20 protein-coding genes are annotated in these 18689 nt (G+C 53.1%); 3 read left to right on the top strand and 17 right to left on the bottom strand.

What is annotated here, in order from left to right:
• Window positions 1–6: 6 nt before the first annotated feature.
• From PYL13_RS01455 to PYL13_RS01425, 7 genes are all read right to left on the bottom strand, one after another.
• A complete protein-coding gene (locus PYL13_RS01455) occupies window positions 7–1359 on the bottom strand; it encodes a bifunctional folylpolyglutamate synthase/dihydrofolate synthase (RefSeq protein WP_441296614.1) in 1353 nt (450 codons plus the stop codon).
• A gap of 122 nt (window positions 1360–1481) precedes the next feature.
• The gene (gene accD, locus PYL13_RS01450; protein WP_192490610.1) at window positions 1482–2384 is read right to left on the bottom strand and encodes an acetyl-CoA carboxylase, carboxyltransferase subunit beta; all 903 of its coding nucleotides are present in this window, start codon (window positions 2382–2384) and stop codon (window positions 1482–1484) included.
• Between the two features lie 39 nt (window positions 2385–2423).
• Window positions 2424–3263, bottom strand: coding sequence for a tryptophan synthase subunit alpha (gene trpA, locus PYL13_RS01445; protein ID WP_192490609.1), 840 nt, complete (start codon window positions 3261–3263; stop codon window positions 2424–2426).
• Window positions 3264–3265: 2 nt separating this feature from the next.
• Window positions 3266–4486, bottom strand: a complete 1221-nt coding sequence (trpB, locus tag PYL13_RS01440; RefSeq protein WP_250984126.1) for a tryptophan synthase subunit beta — start codon at window positions 4484–4486, stop codon at window positions 3266–3268.
• Between the two features lie 2 nt (window positions 4487–4488).
• Window positions 4489–5151: a phosphoribosylanthranilate isomerase gene (locus PYL13_RS01435; RefSeq protein ID WP_250984127.1), complete on the bottom strand. Its 663-nt coding sequence runs from the start codon at window positions 5149–5151 to the stop codon at window positions 4489–4491.
• A gap of 171 nt (window positions 5152–5322) precedes the next feature.
• Complete coding sequence (locus PYL13_RS01430) at window positions 5323–6084, bottom strand: M48 family metallopeptidase (protein ID WP_275643450.1); 762 nt, start codon at window positions 6082–6084, stop codon at window positions 5323–5325.
• A 177-nt stretch (window positions 6085–6261) separates the two neighbouring features.
• Window positions 6262–7104 (bottom strand): fumarylacetoacetate hydrolase family protein, encoded by an 843-nt coding sequence (locus PYL13_RS01425; RefSeq protein WP_275643449.1) that lies wholly within the window; start codon window positions 7102–7104, stop codon window positions 6262–6264.
• A 136-nt stretch (window positions 7105–7240) separates the two neighbouring features.
• On the opposite strand from PYL13_RS01425, the gene PYL13_RS01420 reads away from it, so the two are divergent.
• Window positions 7241–7843 carry a nitroreductase family protein gene (locus PYL13_RS01420; protein ID WP_275643448.1) on the top strand — a complete coding sequence of 201 codons (603 nt, stop codon included), beginning with the start codon at window positions 7241–7243 and terminating at the stop codon, window positions 7841–7843.
• Window positions 7844–8004: 161 nt separating this feature from the next.
• On the opposite strand, the gene gyrB is transcribed toward PYL13_RS01420, so the two are convergent.
• The 5 genes from gyrB to PYL13_RS01395 all read right to left on the bottom strand — a co-directional run bounded on the left by gyrB (window position 8005) and on the right by PYL13_RS01395 (window position 13323).
• Window positions 8005–10440 (bottom strand): DNA topoisomerase (ATP-hydrolyzing) subunit B, encoded by a 2436-nt coding sequence (gyrB, locus tag PYL13_RS01415; protein ID WP_192490603.1) that lies wholly within the window; start codon window positions 10438–10440, stop codon window positions 8005–8007.
• 141 nt (window positions 10441–10581) lie between these two features.
• On the bottom strand, window positions 10582–10947 hold the full coding sequence (locus PYL13_RS01410) for a helix-turn-helix domain-containing protein (protein ID WP_250984131.1): 366 nt from the start codon (window positions 10945–10947) through the stop codon (window positions 10582–10584).
• Window positions 10944–11510: a Smr/MutS family protein gene (locus PYL13_RS01405; protein ID WP_192490601.1), complete on the bottom strand. Its 567-nt coding sequence runs from the start codon at window positions 11508–11510 to the stop codon at window positions 10944–10946. Before PYL13_RS01405 ends, PYL13_RS01410 begins: the two co-directional genes overlap by 4 nt.
• Window positions 11507–12628, bottom strand: a complete 1122-nt coding sequence (gene mltA / locus PYL13_RS01400) for a murein transglycosylase A (RefSeq protein ID WP_275643447.1) — start codon at window positions 12626–12628, stop codon at window positions 11507–11509. The genes PYL13_RS01405 and mltA overlap by 4 nt, the downstream gene beginning before the upstream one ends.
• Window positions 12625–13323 carry a Tim44/TimA family putative adaptor protein gene (locus tag PYL13_RS01395; RefSeq protein ID WP_250984134.1) on the bottom strand — a complete coding sequence of 233 codons (699 nt, stop codon included), beginning with the start codon at window positions 13321–13323 and terminating at the stop codon, window positions 12625–12627. The genes mltA and PYL13_RS01395 overlap by 4 nt, the downstream gene beginning before the upstream one ends.
• Window positions 13324–13465: 142 nt before the next feature.
• On the opposite strand from PYL13_RS01395, the gene PYL13_RS01390 reads away from it, so the two are divergent.
• Together PYL13_RS01390 and secB are read left to right on the top strand one after the other, a co-directional pair.
• Window positions 13466–14008 (top strand): FxsA family protein, encoded by a 543-nt coding sequence (locus PYL13_RS01390; protein WP_275643446.1) that lies wholly within the window; start codon window positions 13466–13468, stop codon window positions 14006–14008.
• A 64-nt stretch (window positions 14009–14072) separates the two neighbouring features.
• A complete protein-coding gene (secB, locus tag PYL13_RS01385; protein WP_192490597.1) occupies window positions 14073–14552 on the top strand; it encodes a protein-export chaperone SecB in 480 nt (159 codons plus the stop codon).
• A gap of 127 nt (window positions 14553–14679) precedes the next feature.
• On the opposite strand, the gene dnaQ is transcribed toward secB, so the two are convergent.
• Genes dnaQ through PYL13_RS01360 form a run of 5 tightly spaced genes read right to left on the bottom strand, consistent with a single transcriptional unit; the run spans window position 14680 to window position 18305 of the window.
• A complete protein-coding gene (gene dnaQ / locus PYL13_RS01380; RefSeq protein WP_275643445.1) occupies window positions 14680–15381 on the bottom strand; it encodes a DNA polymerase III subunit epsilon in 702 nt (233 codons plus the stop codon).
• Complete coding sequence (gene coaE, locus PYL13_RS01375; RefSeq protein ID WP_275643444.1) at window positions 15374–15982, bottom strand: dephospho-CoA kinase; 609 nt, start codon at window positions 15980–15982, stop codon at window positions 15374–15376. Before coaE ends, dnaQ begins: the two co-directional genes overlap by 8 nt.
• Window positions 15979–16842, bottom strand: a complete 864-nt coding sequence (locus PYL13_RS01370) for a shikimate dehydrogenase (protein ID WP_275643443.1) — start codon at window positions 16840–16842, stop codon at window positions 15979–15981. The genes coaE and PYL13_RS01370 overlap by 4 nt, the downstream gene beginning before the upstream one ends.
• Entirely contained in the window at window positions 16835–17434 is a 600-nt protein-coding gene (locus PYL13_RS01365) for a Maf-like protein (protein WP_275643442.1), read from the bottom strand. Before PYL13_RS01365 ends, PYL13_RS01370 begins: the two co-directional genes overlap by 8 nt.
• 49 nt (window positions 17435–17483) lie before the next feature.
• Window positions 17484–18305 carry a pyruvate, water dikinase regulatory protein gene (locus PYL13_RS01360; RefSeq protein WP_275643441.1) on the bottom strand — a complete coding sequence of 274 codons (822 nt, stop codon included), beginning with the start codon at window positions 18303–18305 and terminating at the stop codon, window positions 17484–17486.
• Between the last annotated feature and the right edge of the window lie 384 nt (window positions 18306–18689).

Genomic DNA, 18689 nt, shown 5'->3' with positions numbered 1-18689 from the left:
ACGATGTCAGTCTGGAAGTGTGCCGTTGGCAGAAAGCGCGTTGCCAGCCAGGTAGAGCGATCCACCAATCAGAATACGTGGAGCCGGTGCGTCGAGCATCAGCCTGCCGTGAATCTCCTGCAGCGCTTCCTCGATTGACGAGGATGGCTCTGCCGTCAATCCGGCGTCAAAGGCGGCATGGGCCAGAACGACAGGATCAATTGCAGCATCGGTTCCGCCAATCGGCACGGTAAAGACATATTCGGCGATATCGGCAAATGCCTTGAAGTAGCCAACCGGATCCTTGGTGTTGATCATTCCGGCGATGATGAACAGCGGGCGCGGCTGCTTTTCCTCGAAACCGGCCATCGCTTCGGCAATCACTTCACCGGCACCGGGATTATGCCCGCCATCGACCCACAATTCAGCACCCTTTGGCGCCAGTTGGAACAGTTTGCCATCCATCAATCTCTGCAAACGACCCGGCCATTCGACCGAATGCATGGCTTTTTCCATCATGCGCTCACTGACTTCGAAGCCTGCAGCCTTAACGGCGCGAATGGCAGCAGCGGCATTGGCAAGTTGGTGGCGGCCCGGAAGCCGCGGCATCGGAAGATCGGACAGCCCAAATTCGTCCTGGTAGATCATGCGGCCAAATTCCTCATGGGCACCGTAATCCTGTCCGAAGACAGTGGTGGGACAGGACAGCCGCTCGGCCGTACCGACCAGAACCTCAAGAGCCGCATCAAATTGCTGATGGCCGATGACGACAGGAAAGCCCTTTTTCATGATACCGGCCTTTTCGGCCGCAATCAGTTCCACTCTGTCACCGAGATAAGGCTGGTGATCCAGCGAAATCGGCATGATGACGGAGACAGCCGGGCTGTTGATGACATTGGTGGCATCAAACCTGCCGCCAAGTCCCACTTCGATAATCGCAACATCTGCCGGATGTTCCGAAAACAACAAGAACGTCACCGCCGTCAGAATTTCAAAAACTGTGATTTTTTGTCCGCCATTGGCATCAGCCACGCGGCGCAATGCGTCGGCAAATACGGCATCTTCCACGAAACGACCACGGCCTCCGGGGACGCCGAGGCGGTATCGTTCGTGCCAGCGCACCAGATGCGGCGAGGTATGAACATGAACAGAAAGACCGGCTGCTTCGAGAAGCGCGCGGCTGAACGCCGTGACAGAGCCTTTGCCATTGGTGCCGGCCACATGAATGACAGGCGGCAGGCGGCGATGTGGATTGCCCAGCTTCTCAAGAAGAGCGGTAATACGCTCCAGCGAAAGGTCAAAGCCCTTCGGATGAAGCTGCATCAGCTTTTCAATTTCCAGTTCGGCTTCACTCATGGGCAAGTGCGTCATGTCGGTCATTCGCCCCTCAGGCGTCTAAAGCGTGTGTCTAGAGGACAAAGCCTGTTCCGCACACATCCGGAAAATACAAATGCGCAGCCTGACGAAAATGCAGGCTGCGCATGGATCTTGAAAAAGCGCAATCAGGCGGAAACGGCATCAACCACGGTAACCTGCTTTTTTTCAGGCGCCGCGATGTTCGATTTCGTCATGATCTTGAGAAGGTTTGCCAGCGTATCCGGAATCTCATGGCGATCCACCACCATGTCGACCATGCCGTGATCCAGCAGGTATTCCGCCGTCTGGAAGCCTTCCGGCAGCTTTTCGCGAATTGTCTGCTCGATAACGCGCTTGCCAGCAAAGCAGATTTCGGCACCTGGCTCGGCAATGTGAACATCGCCCAGCATTGCATAAGACGCGGTCACACCGCCCGTGGTCGGGTTAGTGAGCACGACAATATACGGCATGCCTGCTTCTTTGAGCATGTTGACGGCAACAGTGGTGCGCGGCAGCTGCATGAGAGACAGAATGCCCTCCTGCATACGTGCGCCACCGGAAGCCGGGAACATCACGAGCGGGCACCGTTCGGAAATAGCGCGCTCAAATGCCTTTACGATGGCCTCACCGGCCGCAATACCCAGCGAACCGCCCATGAACTGGAATTCATGCACGACGGCCACAATCTTTAGGCCCTTCAGCAAACCAACGCCGGCCAGAATGGTATCTTCCTGGTCGGTCTTGATGCGGCTGTCACGCAGGCGATCGGTGTATTTCTTTGAATCGCGGAACTTCAGCGGATCCTGCGCGACCTTTGGCTGCTGCAGTGCTTCGTAAACGCCGTCATCAAACAGATCAGCAAGTCGGGCCTTGCCCGGCATCTTCATATGATAGCCGGAAGCAGGAATAACCCACTTGTTGTCTTCCAGATCCTTATGGAAAACCATCTCGCCCGTTTCCGGGCACTTGATCCAGAGGTTCTCCGGCACATCGCGGCGGCCCAGCATGGAATTGATGCGCGGCCGAACGTAATTGGTGATCCAGTTCACTTGAAAACTCCTGACTTTTTCTGCTGTCCGTACCGAATACTACTCGGCAGCAGCAAGGCGTGATGCTCTGACGCCCGTGGAAAGTCCCTTTACCAGTGTCGTGACGGCATGAACAGTGTCCGCTGACGCCTTACCGTCCTTTGTCAGACTTCCGGCAATCTGCGCGACAATCGCAGTACCGACCACCACACCATCGGCAACTGCGCCTATGGCCTTGGCATGTTCGGCTGTCTTGACGCCGAAACCGACACAAACCGGCAGGTTCGTGTGCGCCTTGATACGCCCGACGGCCCCGGAGATCAACGACGGATCCGGCAGCGCCGAACCGGTGATACCGTTCATCGAAACGTAGTAAACAAAACCGGACGTGTTGTTGAGAACCGCAGGCAGACGCTTCTCATCCGTGGTCGGTGTTGCGAGACGAATGAAATTGAGACCTTTCTGCAATGCTGGAATGCAGAGTTCGTCATCCATTTCCGGCGGCAGATCAACGATGATCAGGCCGTCTATACCGGAGGCCAATGCATCGTCGATGAACTTTTCGACCCCATAGATGTAGATGGGGTTATAGTAGCCCATCAGGACAATTGGCGTATCGTTATCAACCTTGCGGAATTCACGGGCCAGATCAATCGTGGTTTTCAGCGACTGGCCGTTCTTTAGCGCGCGCTGGCCAGCCAACTGAATGGCCGGGCCGTCGGCCATCGGATCAGAAAACGGCATGCCGAGTTCGATCACATCTGAACCGGCTTCCGGCAGCGCCTTCATGATGCCAAGCGATGTTTCGAAATCAGGATCGCCACCCATGAAATATGTAATGAGCGCCGGGCGATTTTCTGCACGCAGATCCGCGAAACGTTTTTCCATACGAGCAGTCATGATTACGCACCCATTCCCAGAAGTTTCGCCACAGTGAAGATATCCTTGTCGCCGCGACCGGACAGATTCATGAGAATGATTTCGTCCTTGCCCATTGTCGGCGCGCGCTTGATAACTTCGGCCAAAGCATGGCTTGGCTCCAGTGCGGGAATGATGCCTTCAAGACGTGTCAGTGTCTGGAATGCTTCCAGAGCTTCATGGTCCATGATCGGAACGTATTCAACGCGACCAATATCATTCAGCCAGGAATGCTCAGGCCCGATCCCCGGATAGTCTAGACCGGCAGACACGGAGTGACCTTCCTTGATCTGGCCATCCTCATCCTGAAGCAGATAGGTGCGGTTGCCATGCAAAACACCTGGAGAACCGGCCGTGATGGATGCGCAGTGCTCATCACCTGACAGACCCTTGCCGCCAGCCTCGACACCGACAATCTTCACACTTTCATCATCCAGGAACGGATGGAAAATACCGATAGCGTTGGAACCGCCGCCAACAGCTGCAATAACCATATCCGGCAGACGGCCTTCGGCCTCCATCATCTGCTGTTTGGCTTCTTCACCAATCACAGCCTGAAAATCGCGCACCATCTCCGGATACGGATGAGGTCCGGCAGCGGTACCGATCAAATAGTAGGTGTCGTCGACATTGGTAACCCAGTCGCGCAGCGCCTCATTCATGGCGTCCTTCAACGTGCCGTGGCCAGCCGTGACCGGCTTAACTTCAGCACCGAGGAGTTTCATGCGGAACACGTTTGGAGCCTGACGCTCGACATCCGTTGCACCCATGTAGACAACACAAGGCAGACCAAACCGTGCGGCCACGGTGGCAGAAGCCACGCCGTGCTGGCCGGCACCGGTTTCAGCGATGATACGAGTCTTGCCCATGCGTTTGGCAAGCAAGATCTGGCCAAGGCAATTGTTGATCTTGTGCGAACCGGTGTGGTTCAGCTCTTCGCGTTTGAAATAGATCTTGGCACCGCCGAGTTCCTCGGTCAGGCGTTCCGCGAAATAGAGCGGGCTTGGACGGCCGGTATAGTGGGCGCCGAGATGCTTCAATTCCGCCTGGAATTCAGGATCATTCTTGGCCTTGTCCCATTCCGCCTGAAGATCGAGGATCAGAGGCATCAGGGTTTCGGCAACAAAGCGCCCCCCGTAAATGCCGAAGCGCCCATCCTGGTCGGGACCGGCACGAAACGAATTCGGTTTTGGCGTCTCGTTCACTTTCAAACTCCCTGCGGTTTGTTTCCGGCTGTCTCGATGGCATCAAAAAGCGCATCAATCAGTCCGAGATCCTTTACGCCAGGCGCACTTTCCACGCCCGACGATAAATCTATTCCCCTCGCCCCGGTGCGTGACAGCGCCTCTGCGACATTATCTTTGTTCAATCCACCGGAAAGCATGTAATCGATATCTGCGTCAAGGCCAGCCAACAACGACCAGTCAAAGCTTACACCATTGCCACCCGGCAGATCCGAACCGTTTGGAGGCTTGGCATCGAACAGGAAGCGATCTGCTATTCCTATATAGGGTTCGACCCTGATAAGATCATCAGCTTCACGGATGGAAAGTGCCTTCATGACTGGCAATCCGTAGATCGCCTTGACGTTCAAAACCCGTTCAGGGGTTTCCGTGCCATGAAGCTGCAGAATATCCGGTTTGAGAAGCGCAATGATCTCGTCCAGATCATCATTGTCGGCATTGACGGTGACAGCAACGATTTTTGCCCGTCCCCGCACCGCATCCGCCAGTTTTCCAGCAATATCAGGTTCAATATTGCGGGGGCTTTTTTCAAAGAAAATGAAGCCAATATGGCTTGCACCACGGGCAACGGCTTTTTCCACCGCTTCCGAGGTCTTCAATCCGCAGATCTTGATATCAGGTTTCATAGCCGCGACGTGACATGATTTTATCCAAGAGTCGAGCCAAAACGCGACCTCCCGATGAGAGAATATGTTTCACGTGAATCCAAGTTGTAGTGTTACCCGTTATACGCGCGACAAAATGGGCCAAATGATGGAAAACATAACAGAGTGGCCATCATTTTATGCCAATGACGTCTAGCTGAAATCCAATGCATGCAGCTGTGAACCATGCCGCTTCAGCCAGGCCTTGGATTCTTCCATATGTGGGCACAGTGCTTTGCACAGTGCCCAGAATTTTGGTCCGTGGTTCATTTCACGCAAATGCGCCACCTCATGAGCGGCCAGATAATCAATGACACTGTCCGGGGCCATAACGATACGCCATGAAAAACTGAGATTGCCTTCGTAGGAGCACGATCCCCAACGGCTGCGCGTATCTTTCATGGTGAGGGAGCGCACCGGCCGGCCCACGGTTTTTGCATGCATGGCCACCAGCCGCTCTAGATCAGCACGGGCTTCCTTTTTAAGGTACGTTGAAATGCGTCGACCGGTATGTTCCGGCAGGCCACTGACCCGCAAGATCGCCTCCCCTTCCGGAGTACGCAGAACCTGCGTCACCCCGCGCAACGTTCCGGTATGTTCGATACGGTGGGAAATACCGCGAATGCTGATGGTACCGCCATGGCGCAGATGTTGCTCCGGGCCAAGTTTTTCGAGCCTGTTTTTCAACCAGCCGTGATGCCGATCAAGAAAATCATCGACCTCGCGATGGTGTAGACCATAGGGAATGGTGAGTTTCAGACCCTTTCCGCCTGGTTCGATACGCAGGGTAATACGGGTGGCGCGCAGGTTTTCCTTGATAACCAACGGCAAGCTTCTGCCAGCCACTTCATGCACACGCTGAAGCGGGGCTTTGGGTTTTGCTGGTGTTCGAGATTTTCTCAGTAGGGAAAACATGCTGTTTCATAACCGATTCGAGGCCATTCACGCCAAGGAAAACTGCATCCTGTCAATCCTGCGGGTATGTCGCGGACTATGAAACAAACAAAAGCCCGAAGATACCTTAGGGCTTTTGTGTAACTTCCAGCATGTCTTGCGATAAAAACATCGCAGAACGCACCGTCAATTCAGATCTTAGACGTCAGCGACGAAAGTCTGCTTCTGCGTGCCAAGGCCTTCGATGCCGAGCTCAACAACGTCACCTGCCTTGAGGAAGCGTGGTGGCTTCATGCCGAGGCCAACGCCTGGAGGTGTGCCGGTGGAGATAACATCGCCCGGGTGCAGAGACATGAACTGGCTGAGGTAGGAAACAACATTGGCAACGCCATAAACCATGGTCTTGCTGGAGCCGTTCTGTACAGTTTCGCCGTTGACCTTCAACCACATTCCAAGGTTCTGTGGATCAATGATCTCTTCCTTCGTCACCAGCCACGGGCCGATCGGGCCGAAGGTGTCGCAGGACTTGCCCTTCGTCCACTGTCCCTGACGCTCGGTCTGGAACGCACGCTCGGATACGTCATGGCTTACGCAGTAACCTGCAACATAGTCCAGTGCGTCGGCTTCGGAAACGTATTTCGCTGTCTTGCCGATAACCACACCCAGCTCAACTTCCCAGTCGGTCTTTTCAGAGCCGCGTGGAATAACGACATTGTCGTTAGGACCAACGATAGCAGATGTTGCCTTCATAAAGATAACTGGTTCGGAAGGAACGGCTGCGCCGGTTTCAGCAGCGTGGTCAGAGAAGTTCAGGCCGATGCAGATGAATTTGCCGGTGCCGGCAACGCAGGCGCCAATACGGCTATCATCGAGCACTGGGAGGCTGGACAGGTCCAGTGCAGCAATCTTTTTGAGGCCTTCAGGCGAAATCGCCTCGCCGCCAATATCCTTTACATGAGCGGAAAGATCACGGACCTTACCGTCGTTGTCAAGAATGGCTGGTTTTTCCTGACCCGCTGGGCCAACGCGCATCAATTTCATAGGGATCCTCCCGGTTGTCAGACAAGATAGATCATATATGAACGATCTATTTATCCTTGTCACCCCTTGACCGCATATGGACCTGAAAAATAGCATGCGGAATGCTGACATCTTTTTACCAATGAAAGGCGCAAAGATGACCAAAGCCAATTCCCGCCAATCCGAATATCCCGTTGATCCATTGTTTCTCGAGCGCTGGTCACCGCGAGCCTTCACCGGTGAGGCAATGCCGGCGGATGATCTTCTGACCATTCTGGATGCCGCCCACTGGGCACCATCTGCTTCAAAATTCCAGCCATGGCGTTTTATCTACGCCCATAATGGCAGCGAACAATGGCAGACACTTTTCGACTTGCTGATGGACGGTAACAAACGTTGGGTCGACAAAGCGTCTGTGCTGCTGTTTGTGGTATCTCGCACCTACAATGTTTCACGCGAAGGCGAGAAAAAGCCATCGGCGACCCATTCCTTCGATGCTGGTGCTGCTTGGTTTTCAATGGCCATGCAGTCGCAGTTGCTCGGTTACCATGCCCATGGCATGGGTGGCATTTACCGTGACAAGGCACTTGAGGCTTTGGATATTCCCAACGGGTATCAGGTTGAGGCAGCGGTTGCGATCGGCAAGATAGCCGACAAGGACACCCTGCCCGATGATCTGAGAGAACGTGAAGTGCCAAGCGGCAGACTGCCACTGGCAGACGTTGCCTTTGAAGGCAAATTTACCGGCAAGATTGATTAAGGGCAGTTTCCGCTTTCGGCAGTCTGGCACCAACGGGCTGTCTTGCCGCAAAGACATCTTAATTGATGCCATAGCACAAAACATAAATCCCCGAGGTTTAGCCCGGGGATTAAAAGTTTCACGTGAATCCTCAACCATTCACCGTCTGGGACAGTGCCTGATCAGATATCGAGGTTGGCAACGCTCAAGGCGTTTTCCTGGATAAAGTCACGGCGCGGCTCAACTTCATCGCCCATCAGGCGCGAGAACAAGCCATCCGCGTCGGTCGCATCATTGACCTTGACCTGCAGCAGCGAGCGAACGTTTGGATCCAGCGTGGTTTCCCAAAGCTGCTCGGCATTCATTTCGCCAAGACCTTTATAACGCTGCATGGACAGACCCTTGCGGCCCGATGCAAAGATCGCATCCAGCAATTCACGAGGGCCGGAAAGGGTGATGTTGCCTTCCTTGCGGGTCAGGACCGGCGGAACACGGTAGATGTCTGCCAAGCGAACGGACAACTGGTCAATGTAACGTGCATCAGCCGAACCGATCAGGTTCATATCGAGCCACGCCACTTCCTTGACGCCACGCACCATACGTTCGAAACGGAAACCGCCCTCGTCCGTCACGTGGCCACTCCAGCCGCGTTCGGTTTCTTCAGCAATCATATCCAGGCGCCGTGCCACTTCGGCGGCGATTTCTTCGCCACGGCTCTTGTCAGCAGCAAGCTCGACATTAAGAAGGCCAGCAATTGCCGCCTGCTCGACAACACCGCGATTATAACGCGAATGGAGACCATCAATCAGCGAACGCAGCTTGGACGTGTCAACAATTATCTCACGCAAATCCTGGCCGGCGCGCACTTCGCCTGAACCCAATGTCAATGTCGCGTCTTCGAGACCCATGGTCACCAGATAATCTTCAAGCGCCTTTTCGTCCTTCAGGTACTGAACGGACTTGCCACGCGTCACCTTATAAAGCGGCGGCTGCGCGATATAGAGATGACCGCGCTCAATCAGTTCCGGCATCTGACGGAAGAAGAATGTCAGCAGCAGTGTACGAATATGTGCCCCGTCCACGTCGGCATCGGTCATGATGATGATCTTGTGGTAGCGCAGTTTATCCGGATTAAACTCGTCCTTACCGATCGACGTACCGAGCGCGGTAATCAACGTACCGATTTCCTGGCTGGACAACATCTTGTCGAAGCGGGCGCGCTCTACGTTGAGGATTTTACCACGCAGCGGCAAAATGGCCTGCGATTCACGCGAACGCCCCTGCTTGGCGGAACCACCAGCCGAGTCACCCTCGACGAGGAAAAGTTCAGACTTGGCAGGGTCACGTTCAGAGCAGTCAGCAAGCTTGCCAGGTAGAGACGCGATATCCAGTGCGCCCTTACGCCGGGTCAGTTCGCGAGCCTTGCGTGCAGCTTCACGGGCAACAGCAGCTTCAACCACCTTGCCAACCAGAACCTTGGCTTCTGTCGGATGTTCTTCCAACCAGGTCGAAAGGGCTTCGTTGACCAAACCTTCAACAACTGGCCGCACTTCCGACGAAACCAGCTTATCCTTGGTCTGCGACGAGAACTTTGGATCAGGAACCTTAACAGACAGAACCGCAGTCAGACCTTCACGGCAATCGTCTCCGGTCAGGCTGACCTTTTCCTTCTTGGTGATACCTGACGTATCCGCATAGGAGGTAATCTGACGTGTCAGCGCACCGCGAAAACCGGCCATATGCGTGCCGCCATCGCGCTGTGGAATGTTGTTTGTGAAGCAAAGAACATTTTCATGGTAACTGTCGTTCCACCACATGGACACTTCAACGGTGATCCCGTCTTTCTCACTTTTGATAAAGATCGGCTTGTCGACCAGAGATTTCTTGGAACGGTCAAGGTAGCGCACATAGGCTTCCAGACCGCCCTCATAAAGCATCTCTTCCTGCTTGATTTCCGGGCGACGCTTGTCAGTTAACAGAATACGCACACCCGAGTTAAGGAATGCGAGCTCCCGCAGACGGTGTTCCAGCGTGCCGTAATCAAATTCGATATGAGTGAAGGTTTCCGTGCTTGGCTGGAAGGTAACTTCCGTACCGGAACGACCTTCATAATCACCAATTACTTTCAGCGGCGCATCAGCCACGCCGTGGGTGAAAGCGATTTCGTGCAGCTTACCATTGCGGCGGATACGCAGCTTAAGCCAAACGGACAGCGCGTTCACCACCGACACACCCACGCCGTGCAGACCACCAGATACCTTGTAGGAGTTCTGGTCAAACTTACCACCTGCGTGCAGCTGGGTCATGATAACTTCAGCGGCAGAAACACCCTCACCGGTGTGGATGTCTGTTGGAATACCACGGCCGTTGTCGGTCACAGTGACCGAGCCATCAGCATTGAGCGTAACAGTTACAATATCGGCGTGGCCGGCCAGCGCTTCGTCGATTGCGTTATCGACAACTTCGTACACCATGTGGTGCAGGCCGGAGCCATCATCCGTATCGCCAATATACATGCCAGGGCGCTTGCGTACCGCATCGAGACCCTTGAGAACCTTGATCGAATCGGCGCCATATTCAGGGGTTGCGCCAACTTCGCCAGACGGTGTTTCGGTCATGAATTGTCTTTCCAAATTTGTCGGTGGCAGAAGGGGTCTCTGCGAATCACCAGATTCCTGACCCGCGACTATAGAAATTTTAGGGCAACATCCAAAGTCCGGGAACTGTTCTAACCCCCATAATTCGGGGGATAGAGGCATTTATCCGGTCGTCCGGCTGCGTTGCAGAACATCTGACAGTTCATTTAGCACGGATGATGGCAAATGGCGAATATCCTTCGCAAGCGCGTTGGCAAAGGCGGTGTATTCCGGCGCCATACCGGACGTGTCGATAACCACCCTTGGATCTGATACACCGGCCAGAGAAAATAGCTCCTCGGCCTCGTCCCAGATAATGTTGAAATAACCGGCAACCCGCTGGAGAAAATCGAAGCTGGGTTTGCCACGCTTTCCATGCTCCAGCGCTGAGAGGTAGGCGGGCGACACACCGATGGCATAGGCCATTTGCTTTTGCGTCACGCCCTTACGTTCTCTCAACAGACGCACAGCTTCTGCAAAGGGTGTCATGATCGATCTCCCCTCGCCCGCGACAGCCTGACATAAAGCGCGCCATCACCACCGTGATTACGCGAAGCATCTTCATAAGACGATATCAGGTAACGGAACTCCGGTTTGGAAAACCACATTGGCACTGCTCGTTTCAGGGCACCATCGCTGCCGAGCGACCTGCCTTTGCCGGTGATGACCAATACATGCCGCATACCCCGTTCATGGGCGCGGATCAAAAAATCCAGCAGAATGGAATGCGCTTCGCTCTGGACCATGCCGTGCAAATCAATACGGCCTTCAAGTGGCAGATGGCCGCGGGTCAGTTTTCGTTTGACCGGTTTCTCAAGCGGATGGTGGATGCGACCAGCCTTAGCCTTAATACCGGGATCAAGCGGCACTTCCTCAACAATCATTTTCGGGAATTGCGCTTTGGGCTTCTCCGGTTCTGCGGCAACGGGCGCTGCTTCCGTTACATCTTCAAACTCCAGGTCTTCAAGACGACCGGACACAGGCCGTGTCGTTCTGGCGACCTTGCCCCACAAAATGCGTTCGTCCCGATTCAGCTTTCGACCACCCTTCATGGCCGGTACCTTTGGGCGGCATGGTTGGGTAGCAGAATGTAAAAATCAGCGTTGTTGCGGATCGTGCCTGCCTGCTCTCCAGCCAGATAACCGGAGCCCGTGAAAATATCACCGCGTGCCGGACCGATAATCGCCGAACCGGTATCAAGCGCCAGCATCAATTTGGCAAAAGGTTTTCCCTCGTCGAGATGTGTCAGCTCCGCAGCGTGAATAAAAAATGGGTAGCCAAATGTGTGAATGGAGCGATCGACAGCCAGCGAGCGGCCGGCGATCAGTGGAACCTTTCCAGCCGCCACCGGCCCCAGAGTTTCATCCGAAACATCCGCGACCTTGAAAAAGATATAAGAAGGATTGTGCCACAGCACTTCGTCCACCAAGGCAGGATTTTCGCCGAGCCATCTACGAATGGACTGCATGGAGACAGTGGCCGGATCGATGCAGCCACGATCGATCAACAACCGACCGATGCCTGAAAACGGATGACCAGCTTTTGCCGCATAGGTGATGCGGGTCACGCTTCCATCGGGAAATTTCAGCCTTGCGGCACCCTGAACATGTGCAAAGAACACATCAACCTTCGATTTCGCCCAGGCAATTTCCAGATTCCTACCCTGGAGATAACCCTGATCAATCACTTTGCGGTCCGGATAGAAATCGACACCGTTGTCGCCAGATAGTCCAAATGCATAGGATGCATCGATATGAACTGGGCGATTTTGCGCGTCCAGATCAATCAAATCAGTGGGGCGATTGTAGAAGGGATATTTCCAGACATCGTCAGGGACGGCAGATACTTCGACTTCCGGTTCATAAAAGCCGGTTACGAAACCTTGCGCTGTTTCCTGAGGAAGAATGGCAAAGGGCGAACAGTGTTGTTCAAAAAACTCTCGGGCATCCGCTGCACTGGATGGCTGAAATGTTTCTGCCGCTTCAAGAAGCGGCAGCAAATCATCACTCGACAGTCCAAGGGAACCGGTACGATAGGGTTTTATGGAGCGCAGATGCCGAAGACAGGCTTGCATAGCATCCAATAACGGGCGTGGGTCATCCCCACGCCAGCCCGGTAGATCCAAAAATTTCAGTTCTCGTAACGAGAAATTCTGGCCTTCGGCACTCATTGTTCGGATTCTGTAGCAACCAGTTTCCAGTTTGGATCTTTTGACCGCACATCGCGGGCAAAGGTCCAGATATCATTGACCTCGGAAACACCCTCGGCATCACCGTCTACCAGTTCCCCATCCTTGCTATAGGTGGCCGAAATCAGCTGGCTGGCTATGCGCACTGTGATCTGTTCTTCTTCATCACGAATGCTGGCCTGAAGAATATCCGCCTTTTCGATACCGACAAAAGTGGACTTCACGACTTCGCCCTGTGCCTCACGTTCCGTAATGGCTGAATTGAAGCCATCATAAACTTCTCGTGACAACAGGTTTTTGAGGGTCTTGCGATCGCCATCAGCAAAGGCCATGACGATCATTTCGTAGGCCATACGGGCACCGTTGAGGAATTCCTTGGGCCGGAAAGACGGATCACTCTTGAGGAGTTCACGAAGTGATTCGTTCAGTTCTGTGCCTGGTTTTGCAAAAGAATCGATTTCAGCAAAACGCTCATCCTCATCCCTTCCATCGCGTTTGGGCAGGGTAACAACCTTGCCGTCATCACCACCGGGACCCCTCGCAGCGTCCTTTGCGCTATAGGGATCAAAGGGCGGTTTTTCATTTCCTGTGCGGCGACCAAGGACGCTGCGCAACTGAAGAAAAATCAGTACAGCCGCAACAAGAAAGAATAATGTTATGAAATCGCTTGAACCCATGTTTAGCCAAAACCACCATTTAAATCCACATCATGAAACATCATATAGTCTGAACTGTCACTCATTCAAATAGACAGATGCAATCGGCGGTATGGGCGTCATACCGTTGGCAACGAGATAACTCACACGCAAGGCGAGAATAATGCGTTTTCCACTCCTATCCTTCTTCGTCATACTAATGCCGATCTTGGAAATTGCGGGCTTCATTGTTGTGGGCAAGGCAATAGGTGTTTGGGCAACGCTGGCACTTGTCATTCTCAGCGCTTTCGCAGGTCTGATAATTTTGCGAGCGATAGGACTTGGCATGTTCCGCAAACTTTCGGCCAGCCGTCAAAGTGGCGTGGCGCCTGCCGAAGAGATCGTCCAAGGCGTTATGCTTGGCCTCGCCGGTGTCCTCCTGTTCCTACCCGGCTTCATTACCGATGTGATCGGTCTACTGCTGTTACTGCCTTTTGTACGCAAAGCGATCTGGTCGAAATTCGCAGCCAATATTGTTGTGGCCAGCAATTTCAGCCAAAGTCGCCAGTGGAGTGGTGGTGCCCGAAGCCAGTCTTCGCGCCCTGATGTCGTTGATCTCGATGACACTGACTTTCACCGGCAAGACCCGAATGAAAAAAGTCCTTGGCGAAAAGGACCTGATATCGACCATCTTGACGGACCCGGAAACAACGGTCCCCGTGGCTGAAGGCTTGTAAGCCCTGTTTTGAAATGATAGATGGCCAAACACATTCAATCCGCGAGGAAAAAGCATGACCACCGAAAATGGCGCGCAGGGCGGAGCCAGCCCCTCCCTGAATATTCTGACCCAGTACATCAAGGATCTGTCGTTCGAAAATCCCGGCGCTCCCCGTTCCTTGCAGGCGCGTGAGGGTGCTCCCTCGATCAACATCAATGTCAACGTCAATGCGAACCCGATCACCGGTTCTGACTTCGACGTTGTTCTGACGCTGAACGCTGAAGCCAAGGATGGCGACAAGGTTCTGTTTGCAGCGGAACTGGTTTACGGCGGTGTTTTCCGCATCACTGGTTTCCCACAGGAACATATGCTGCCGGTTCTCTTCATCGAGTGCCCACGCCTTCTGTTCCCGTTTGCACGCCAGATCATTGCTGACGTGACGCGCAATGGTGGCTTCCCGCCACTGATGATCGACCCGATCGACTTTGCGCAGATGTTTGCACAGCGCGTTGCTGAAGAGCAGGCCCGCTCCAAGGTTCAGGTTACCAACTGATAGTTGGTTCGCTTGTATGAAACTAAAAAGCCCGCAGCGAATACCCCGCAGCGGGCTTTTTGTTGGTTCAAAGAAAAATCTTTCTCTTTTATCTGCGGTCTCGTCTCGGAGACCACCGACAGCTGATTTAGTTGTAACGTCCCCAAATCGCTTTTTCGCCCATTGAGGCAACCAGCTTCGCATGCGATTCAGCTTCAAGTTGGGACAATCGTGATGGCAATGCGTGTGGTCGCGACAATGGTGCGTCAACATCGCTGTCATCGCCGACATCTATCTGTTCTGCCACCTTCTGCGCCGATCCGAAACCAAGCGCTGTCTGGCGTCCGCCAATCATCTCGATATAGACTTCAGCCAAAAGTTCGGAGTCGAGAAGCGCGCCGTGTTTTTCGCGGCGGGAGTTGTCGATGCCATAACGACGGCAAAGAGCGTCGAGAGAGTTTGGCCCCATCGGATGTTTGCGGCGAGCCATCGCCAGGGTATCCAGCACCATATCAGGTGCCACGGGCTCTATACCCAGACGCGCAAATTCCGCATTGATGAAACCCATATCGAAGGTCGCGTTGTGAGCGACCCACTTTGCGCCTTCAAAGAACTCCCGGATCTGGTCAACGACTTCAGGAAATTTTGGCTTATCGATCAAAGATTCGTCGGTAATGCCATGCACCGCCAAAGCGTCTGGGTGAACTTTGCGTCCCTGCGGATTGATATAGAGATGGATTGTACGGCCCGTAGGAAAGTGATTGATAAGCTCAATGCCACCAATTTCGATTATACGATCGTTCTTTGATTCAAGTCCGGTCGTTTCCGTATCGAAAATAATCTCACGCATCAGCATTATCCCTATTCATCTGCCCACGCAGATTGTGAATGATCTCATCAACCTGTTGTCTGGCCGCATCCATACCGTTTCCGGTATCAATTACAAAATCCGCCCTCGCCCGTTTTACCGCATCCGGTGTCTGCCGTGACAGGATCATTGCAAATTTTTCTGCCGTCATGTCAGGGCGTTTCAAAACCCGTTCTTTCTGAATTTCAGGATCACAAGTGACGACAACTATCTTGTCGACCCTTTTGTCAGCTCCCGTTTCAAACAGCAAAGGTATATCGAGAATGACGATGTCTTGCCCCAAGGCTTTCTGGTTTGCCAGAAAGTCCTTTTCCATTTCGCGCACAAGCGGATGAACAATGCCTTCCAGCATTTTAAAATTAGCCGGATTCTTCTTGAGTTCCTGCGACAGTTTTTGGCGGTCGACTGTTCCATTGGACGTGACGCCAGGAAAGGCCTCTTCAATGGTAGAAACTGCTTTGCCCGAATAGAGACTATGCACATTCCGATCAGAGTCATTGACCGGGATTCCAGCATCGTCAAACATGGCGGCTGTCGTCGACTTGCCCATGCCTATCGACCCGGTCAGCCCGATCACAATCATGCATGTTTCTCCATGTCGGCGATGATCAGGGACCGCAATGTTTCATCGACCTTGGGACGAGCCCCAAACCATTTTTCAAAACCTGGTGCTGCCTGATGCAGCAACATGCCAAGACCGTCAACAATCGCAAAACCCTGTCGCTCGGCAATTTTCAGGATCGGTGTTTTGAGCGGCACATAAACGATGTCAGTTACCACTGCGTCGGTTGCCAATGGCGAGAAGTCGAAATCCGGTATTTCACTTCCATCCATTCCAAGCGAGGTGGTGTTCACAAAAAGCCCTGCACCCGACATGGTTTCCTGTAAAGCACTCATGGAGTGCGCATGCACTTTCTCACCAAAGCGATCTGAAAGTTCCTGAGCGCGTTCTACCGTTCTGTTGAGAACATGGATTTCGCTCAGGCCGCGATTGCGCAATGCCTGAATGATCGCGCGGCTTGCACCACCTGCTCCCAGAACAACAGCCTTGCCTGCCTTGTCCCAGCCGGGATGACGTTCATCGAGATTGGCAATAAAACCGTGACCGTCAGTATTGGTGGCACATAGTTTTCCGTCTTCCAGCCAGATCGTATTGGCGGCGCCCAACTCTTGTGCCAATTCGTCCGGCTTGTCAGCATATTGAAATGCACTTTCCTTATGCGGGATTGTGACATTGCCGCCGACAAAGCCGCCTTCCTCGCCAGACTTGATCTGTGCAAGAAAGTTATTGAATGCATCCGGATGAACTTCGACGGTATTATATGATCCTTCGATGCCGAATTGTTTCAGCCAGTATCCATGGATCAATGGCGAGCGAGAGTGCTTGATTGGGTAGCCGGCAACAAAAGCCTTCATGGTTAATGTTTCACGTGAATCACGCATTTATCACCCCAAATTTTCTTAACGCTTCCAAAAGCGGCAGTAGCGGCAAGCCAAGCACGGTGAAATAATCGCCTTCAATTGAAGTGAATAGCTGGATTCCCTCTCCTTCAAGTTGATAGGCTCCGACGCTGGTCAAGGCTTTTTCGCCGACCTTCCGCAGGTGTCCGTCGACGAAAGCTTCACTCAATTCCCGAACAGTCATATTGGCATGGGTTATCGTCTGCCAGAGCACCTCGCCGTCACGCACCATGACCGCGGCCGAGTTCAAACGATGTGTCTGCCCCGAGAGCGACATCAGATGCTGATGTGCCTCAGCCATATCTTTCGGTTTGTGGTAGATTCTGGAACCCAGCGACATTGTCTGGTCGCAGCCAATAATAATGGCCTGATGATGAAGGGCGGAGACGGCCAGTGCTTTTGCCTTGGCAAGTTCAAGCGCTGTTTCATCCGGCGTGCTACCGGCCTCCTGCAGCGGCTCTTCAATCAGACGTTCGTTGATATCAGCGGCTTGCGCAGTAAACTCCAAGCCGGCGTTTCTCATCAAAGCCTGGCGGGATGAACTGGAAGACGCCAGAATCAAGGCCGGTTTCATATCTCTCTCCAAACTTTATATCAGCGGCGGTTAAACAGCGTGTCGCGGCTTAGCGTAGCTGTGGACGCAGGGCAATGATCGCGGCGGCCGTTTCTTCAATCGATCTGCGCGTCACATCTATCACCGGCCAGTTGTTATGGGCACACAGCGAACGCGCATATTTCAGCTCTTCCATAATTGTCGCCCTGTCAGTGTATCCACCAGGGTCAAAACCGCTTGTTGAACCGAGTTCACGATTTTCCCGAATTTGGGAAATGCGATCTGATGTGGCGATCAATCCGACGATCAAAGGTTTGCTGGCTGCATAAAGACTTTCGGGCAAGGGAACACCGGGAACAACAGGTATGTTGGCAGCCTTTATACCTCTATTGGCCAGATAGATGCTGGTGGGGGTTTTGGAGGTACGGCTGATGCCGACGATAACCACATCAGCCTCATCATAGTTCTCCGACATCTGGCCATCATCGTGATCCATGGCAAAGGTCAATGCTTCAATTCGGCCGAAATAGTCAGCGTTCAGAGCATATTGTGCACCGACCTGCTGTTTTGATTTTTTCCCGAGATAGGTCTGAAAGGTTTTCAGGATCGGTTCGAGTACATTCACGCAAGGAATATCCATGGCTTGGCAACGTTGCGACAGGAACTCGCAAAGGTTCTCGTCCACCATTGTGTAAAGGAGAATGCCGGGTTCGTTATCGATTGCATCGAGGATCTGGCCAAGCTGCTTCTGGTTTCTGACCATTGGATAGACATGCACAATTGGTGTTGCGGCATGAAACTGCGCGGAAGCAGCACGGCCTGCAGATCTAAGAGTCTCTCCTGTTGAGTCAGAAATCAGATGCAGATGAAAGAAACTTTTCTGGTTCTCCACGTTGTTTTTGCCTGCCTGTTGATAAGTGGGGATGACTTCATCCTACTGTCGAGAGACAGATCCGGGAACGGGAAAAGTGTCGAGTTTTCCACAAAAAGCACTTCAGCGGACTTCGTTGAGAGGAGCTTGTGGATAGGTGGGAAAAAATGCCGCAGTCCAAATCTATGCGACAGTTATCCACAATTTGAGAGCAATTTTTTAGCGTTCAAGTCAATGATTTTTCGCTATTTTTTGAATTAGTCACAGTACCAAGCTGTTTGGCTGAAGCTGTGTCCCGTCAATTGCTGTCTGTCATGTTTTTGTGGGTGAGGCTTGAGGTGTTTTTAATTCCTGATACTCACTGACTCTAAGAATAAGAAGATTCTAAGAATCTCTATTTTTATA

Origin of the sequence: Agrobacterium sp. Azo12 (assembly GCF_029193765.2) — a bacterium.
Classification (GTDB): Bacteria; Pseudomonadota; Alphaproteobacteria; order Rhizobiales; family Rhizobiaceae; genus Agrobacterium.
The sequence above is the reverse complement of the archived record's forward strand: the minus strand, read 5'-3'. Positions and strand labels throughout refer to the sequence as shown.

Excerpts from the sequence above, each read along its gene's own strand:
- PYL13_RS01455 (WP_441296614.1), bottom strand. The coding sequence starts at position 1,359 with ATGACCGACATGACGCACTTGCCCATGAGTGAAGCCGAACTGGAAATT.
- trpA (WP_192490609.1), bottom strand. The coding sequence starts at position 3,263 with ATGACTGCTCGTATGGAAAAACGTTTCGCGGATCTGCGTGCAGAAAAT.
- PYL13_RS01435 (WP_250984127.1), bottom strand. The coding sequence starts at position 5,151 with ATGAAACCTGATATCAAGATCTGCGGATTGAAGACCTCGGAAGCGGTG.
- PYL13_RS01430 (WP_275643450.1), bottom strand. The coding sequence starts at position 6,084 with ATGTTTTCCCTACTGAGAAAATCTCGAACACCAGCAAAACCCAAAGCC.
- PYL13_RS01425 (WP_275643449.1), bottom strand. The coding sequence starts at position 7,104 with ATGAAATTGATGCGCGTTGGCCCAGCGGGTCAGGAAAAACCAGCCATT.
- PYL13_RS01420 (WP_275643448.1), top strand. The coding sequence starts at position 7,241 with ATGACCAAAGCCAATTCCCGCCAATCCGAATATCCCGTTGATCCATTG.
- gyrB (WP_192490603.1), bottom strand. The coding sequence starts at position 10,440 with ATGACCGAAACACCGTCTGGCGAAGTTGGCGCAACCCCTGAATATGGC.
- PYL13_RS01410 (WP_250984131.1), bottom strand. The coding sequence starts at position 10,947 with ATGACACCCTTTGCAGAAGCTGTGCGTCTGTTGAGAGAACGTAAGGGC.
- PYL13_RS01405 (WP_192490601.1), bottom strand. The coding sequence starts at position 11,510 with ATGAAGGGTGGTCGAAAGCTGAATCGGGACGAACGCATTTTGTGGGGC.
- mltA (WP_275643447.1), bottom strand. The coding sequence starts at position 12,628 with ATGAGTGCCGAAGGCCAGAATTTCTCGTTACGAGAACTGAAATTTTTG.
- PYL13_RS01395 (WP_250984134.1), bottom strand. The coding sequence starts at position 13,323 with ATGGGTTCAAGCGATTTCATAACATTATTCTTTCTTGTTGCGGCTGTA.
- PYL13_RS01390 (WP_275643446.1), top strand. The coding sequence starts at position 13,466 with ATGCGTTTTCCACTCCTATCCTTCTTCGTCATACTAATGCCGATCTTG.
- secB (WP_192490597.1), top strand. The coding sequence starts at position 14,073 with ATGACCACCGAAAATGGCGCGCAGGGCGGAGCCAGCCCCTCCCTGAAT.
- dnaQ (WP_275643445.1), bottom strand. The coding sequence starts at position 15,381 with ATGCGTGAGATTATTTTCGATACGGAAACGACCGGACTTGAATCAAAG.
- coaE (WP_275643444.1), bottom strand. The coding sequence starts at position 15,982 with ATGATTGTGATCGGGCTGACCGGGTCGATAGGCATGGGCAAGTCGACG.
- PYL13_RS01370 (WP_275643443.1), bottom strand. The coding sequence starts at position 16,842 with ATGCGTGATTCACGTGAAACATTAACCATGAAGGCTTTTGTTGCCGGC.
- PYL13_RS01365 (WP_275643442.1), bottom strand. The coding sequence starts at position 17,434 with ATGAAACCGGCCTTGATTCTGGCGTCTTCCAGTTCATCCCGCCAGGCT.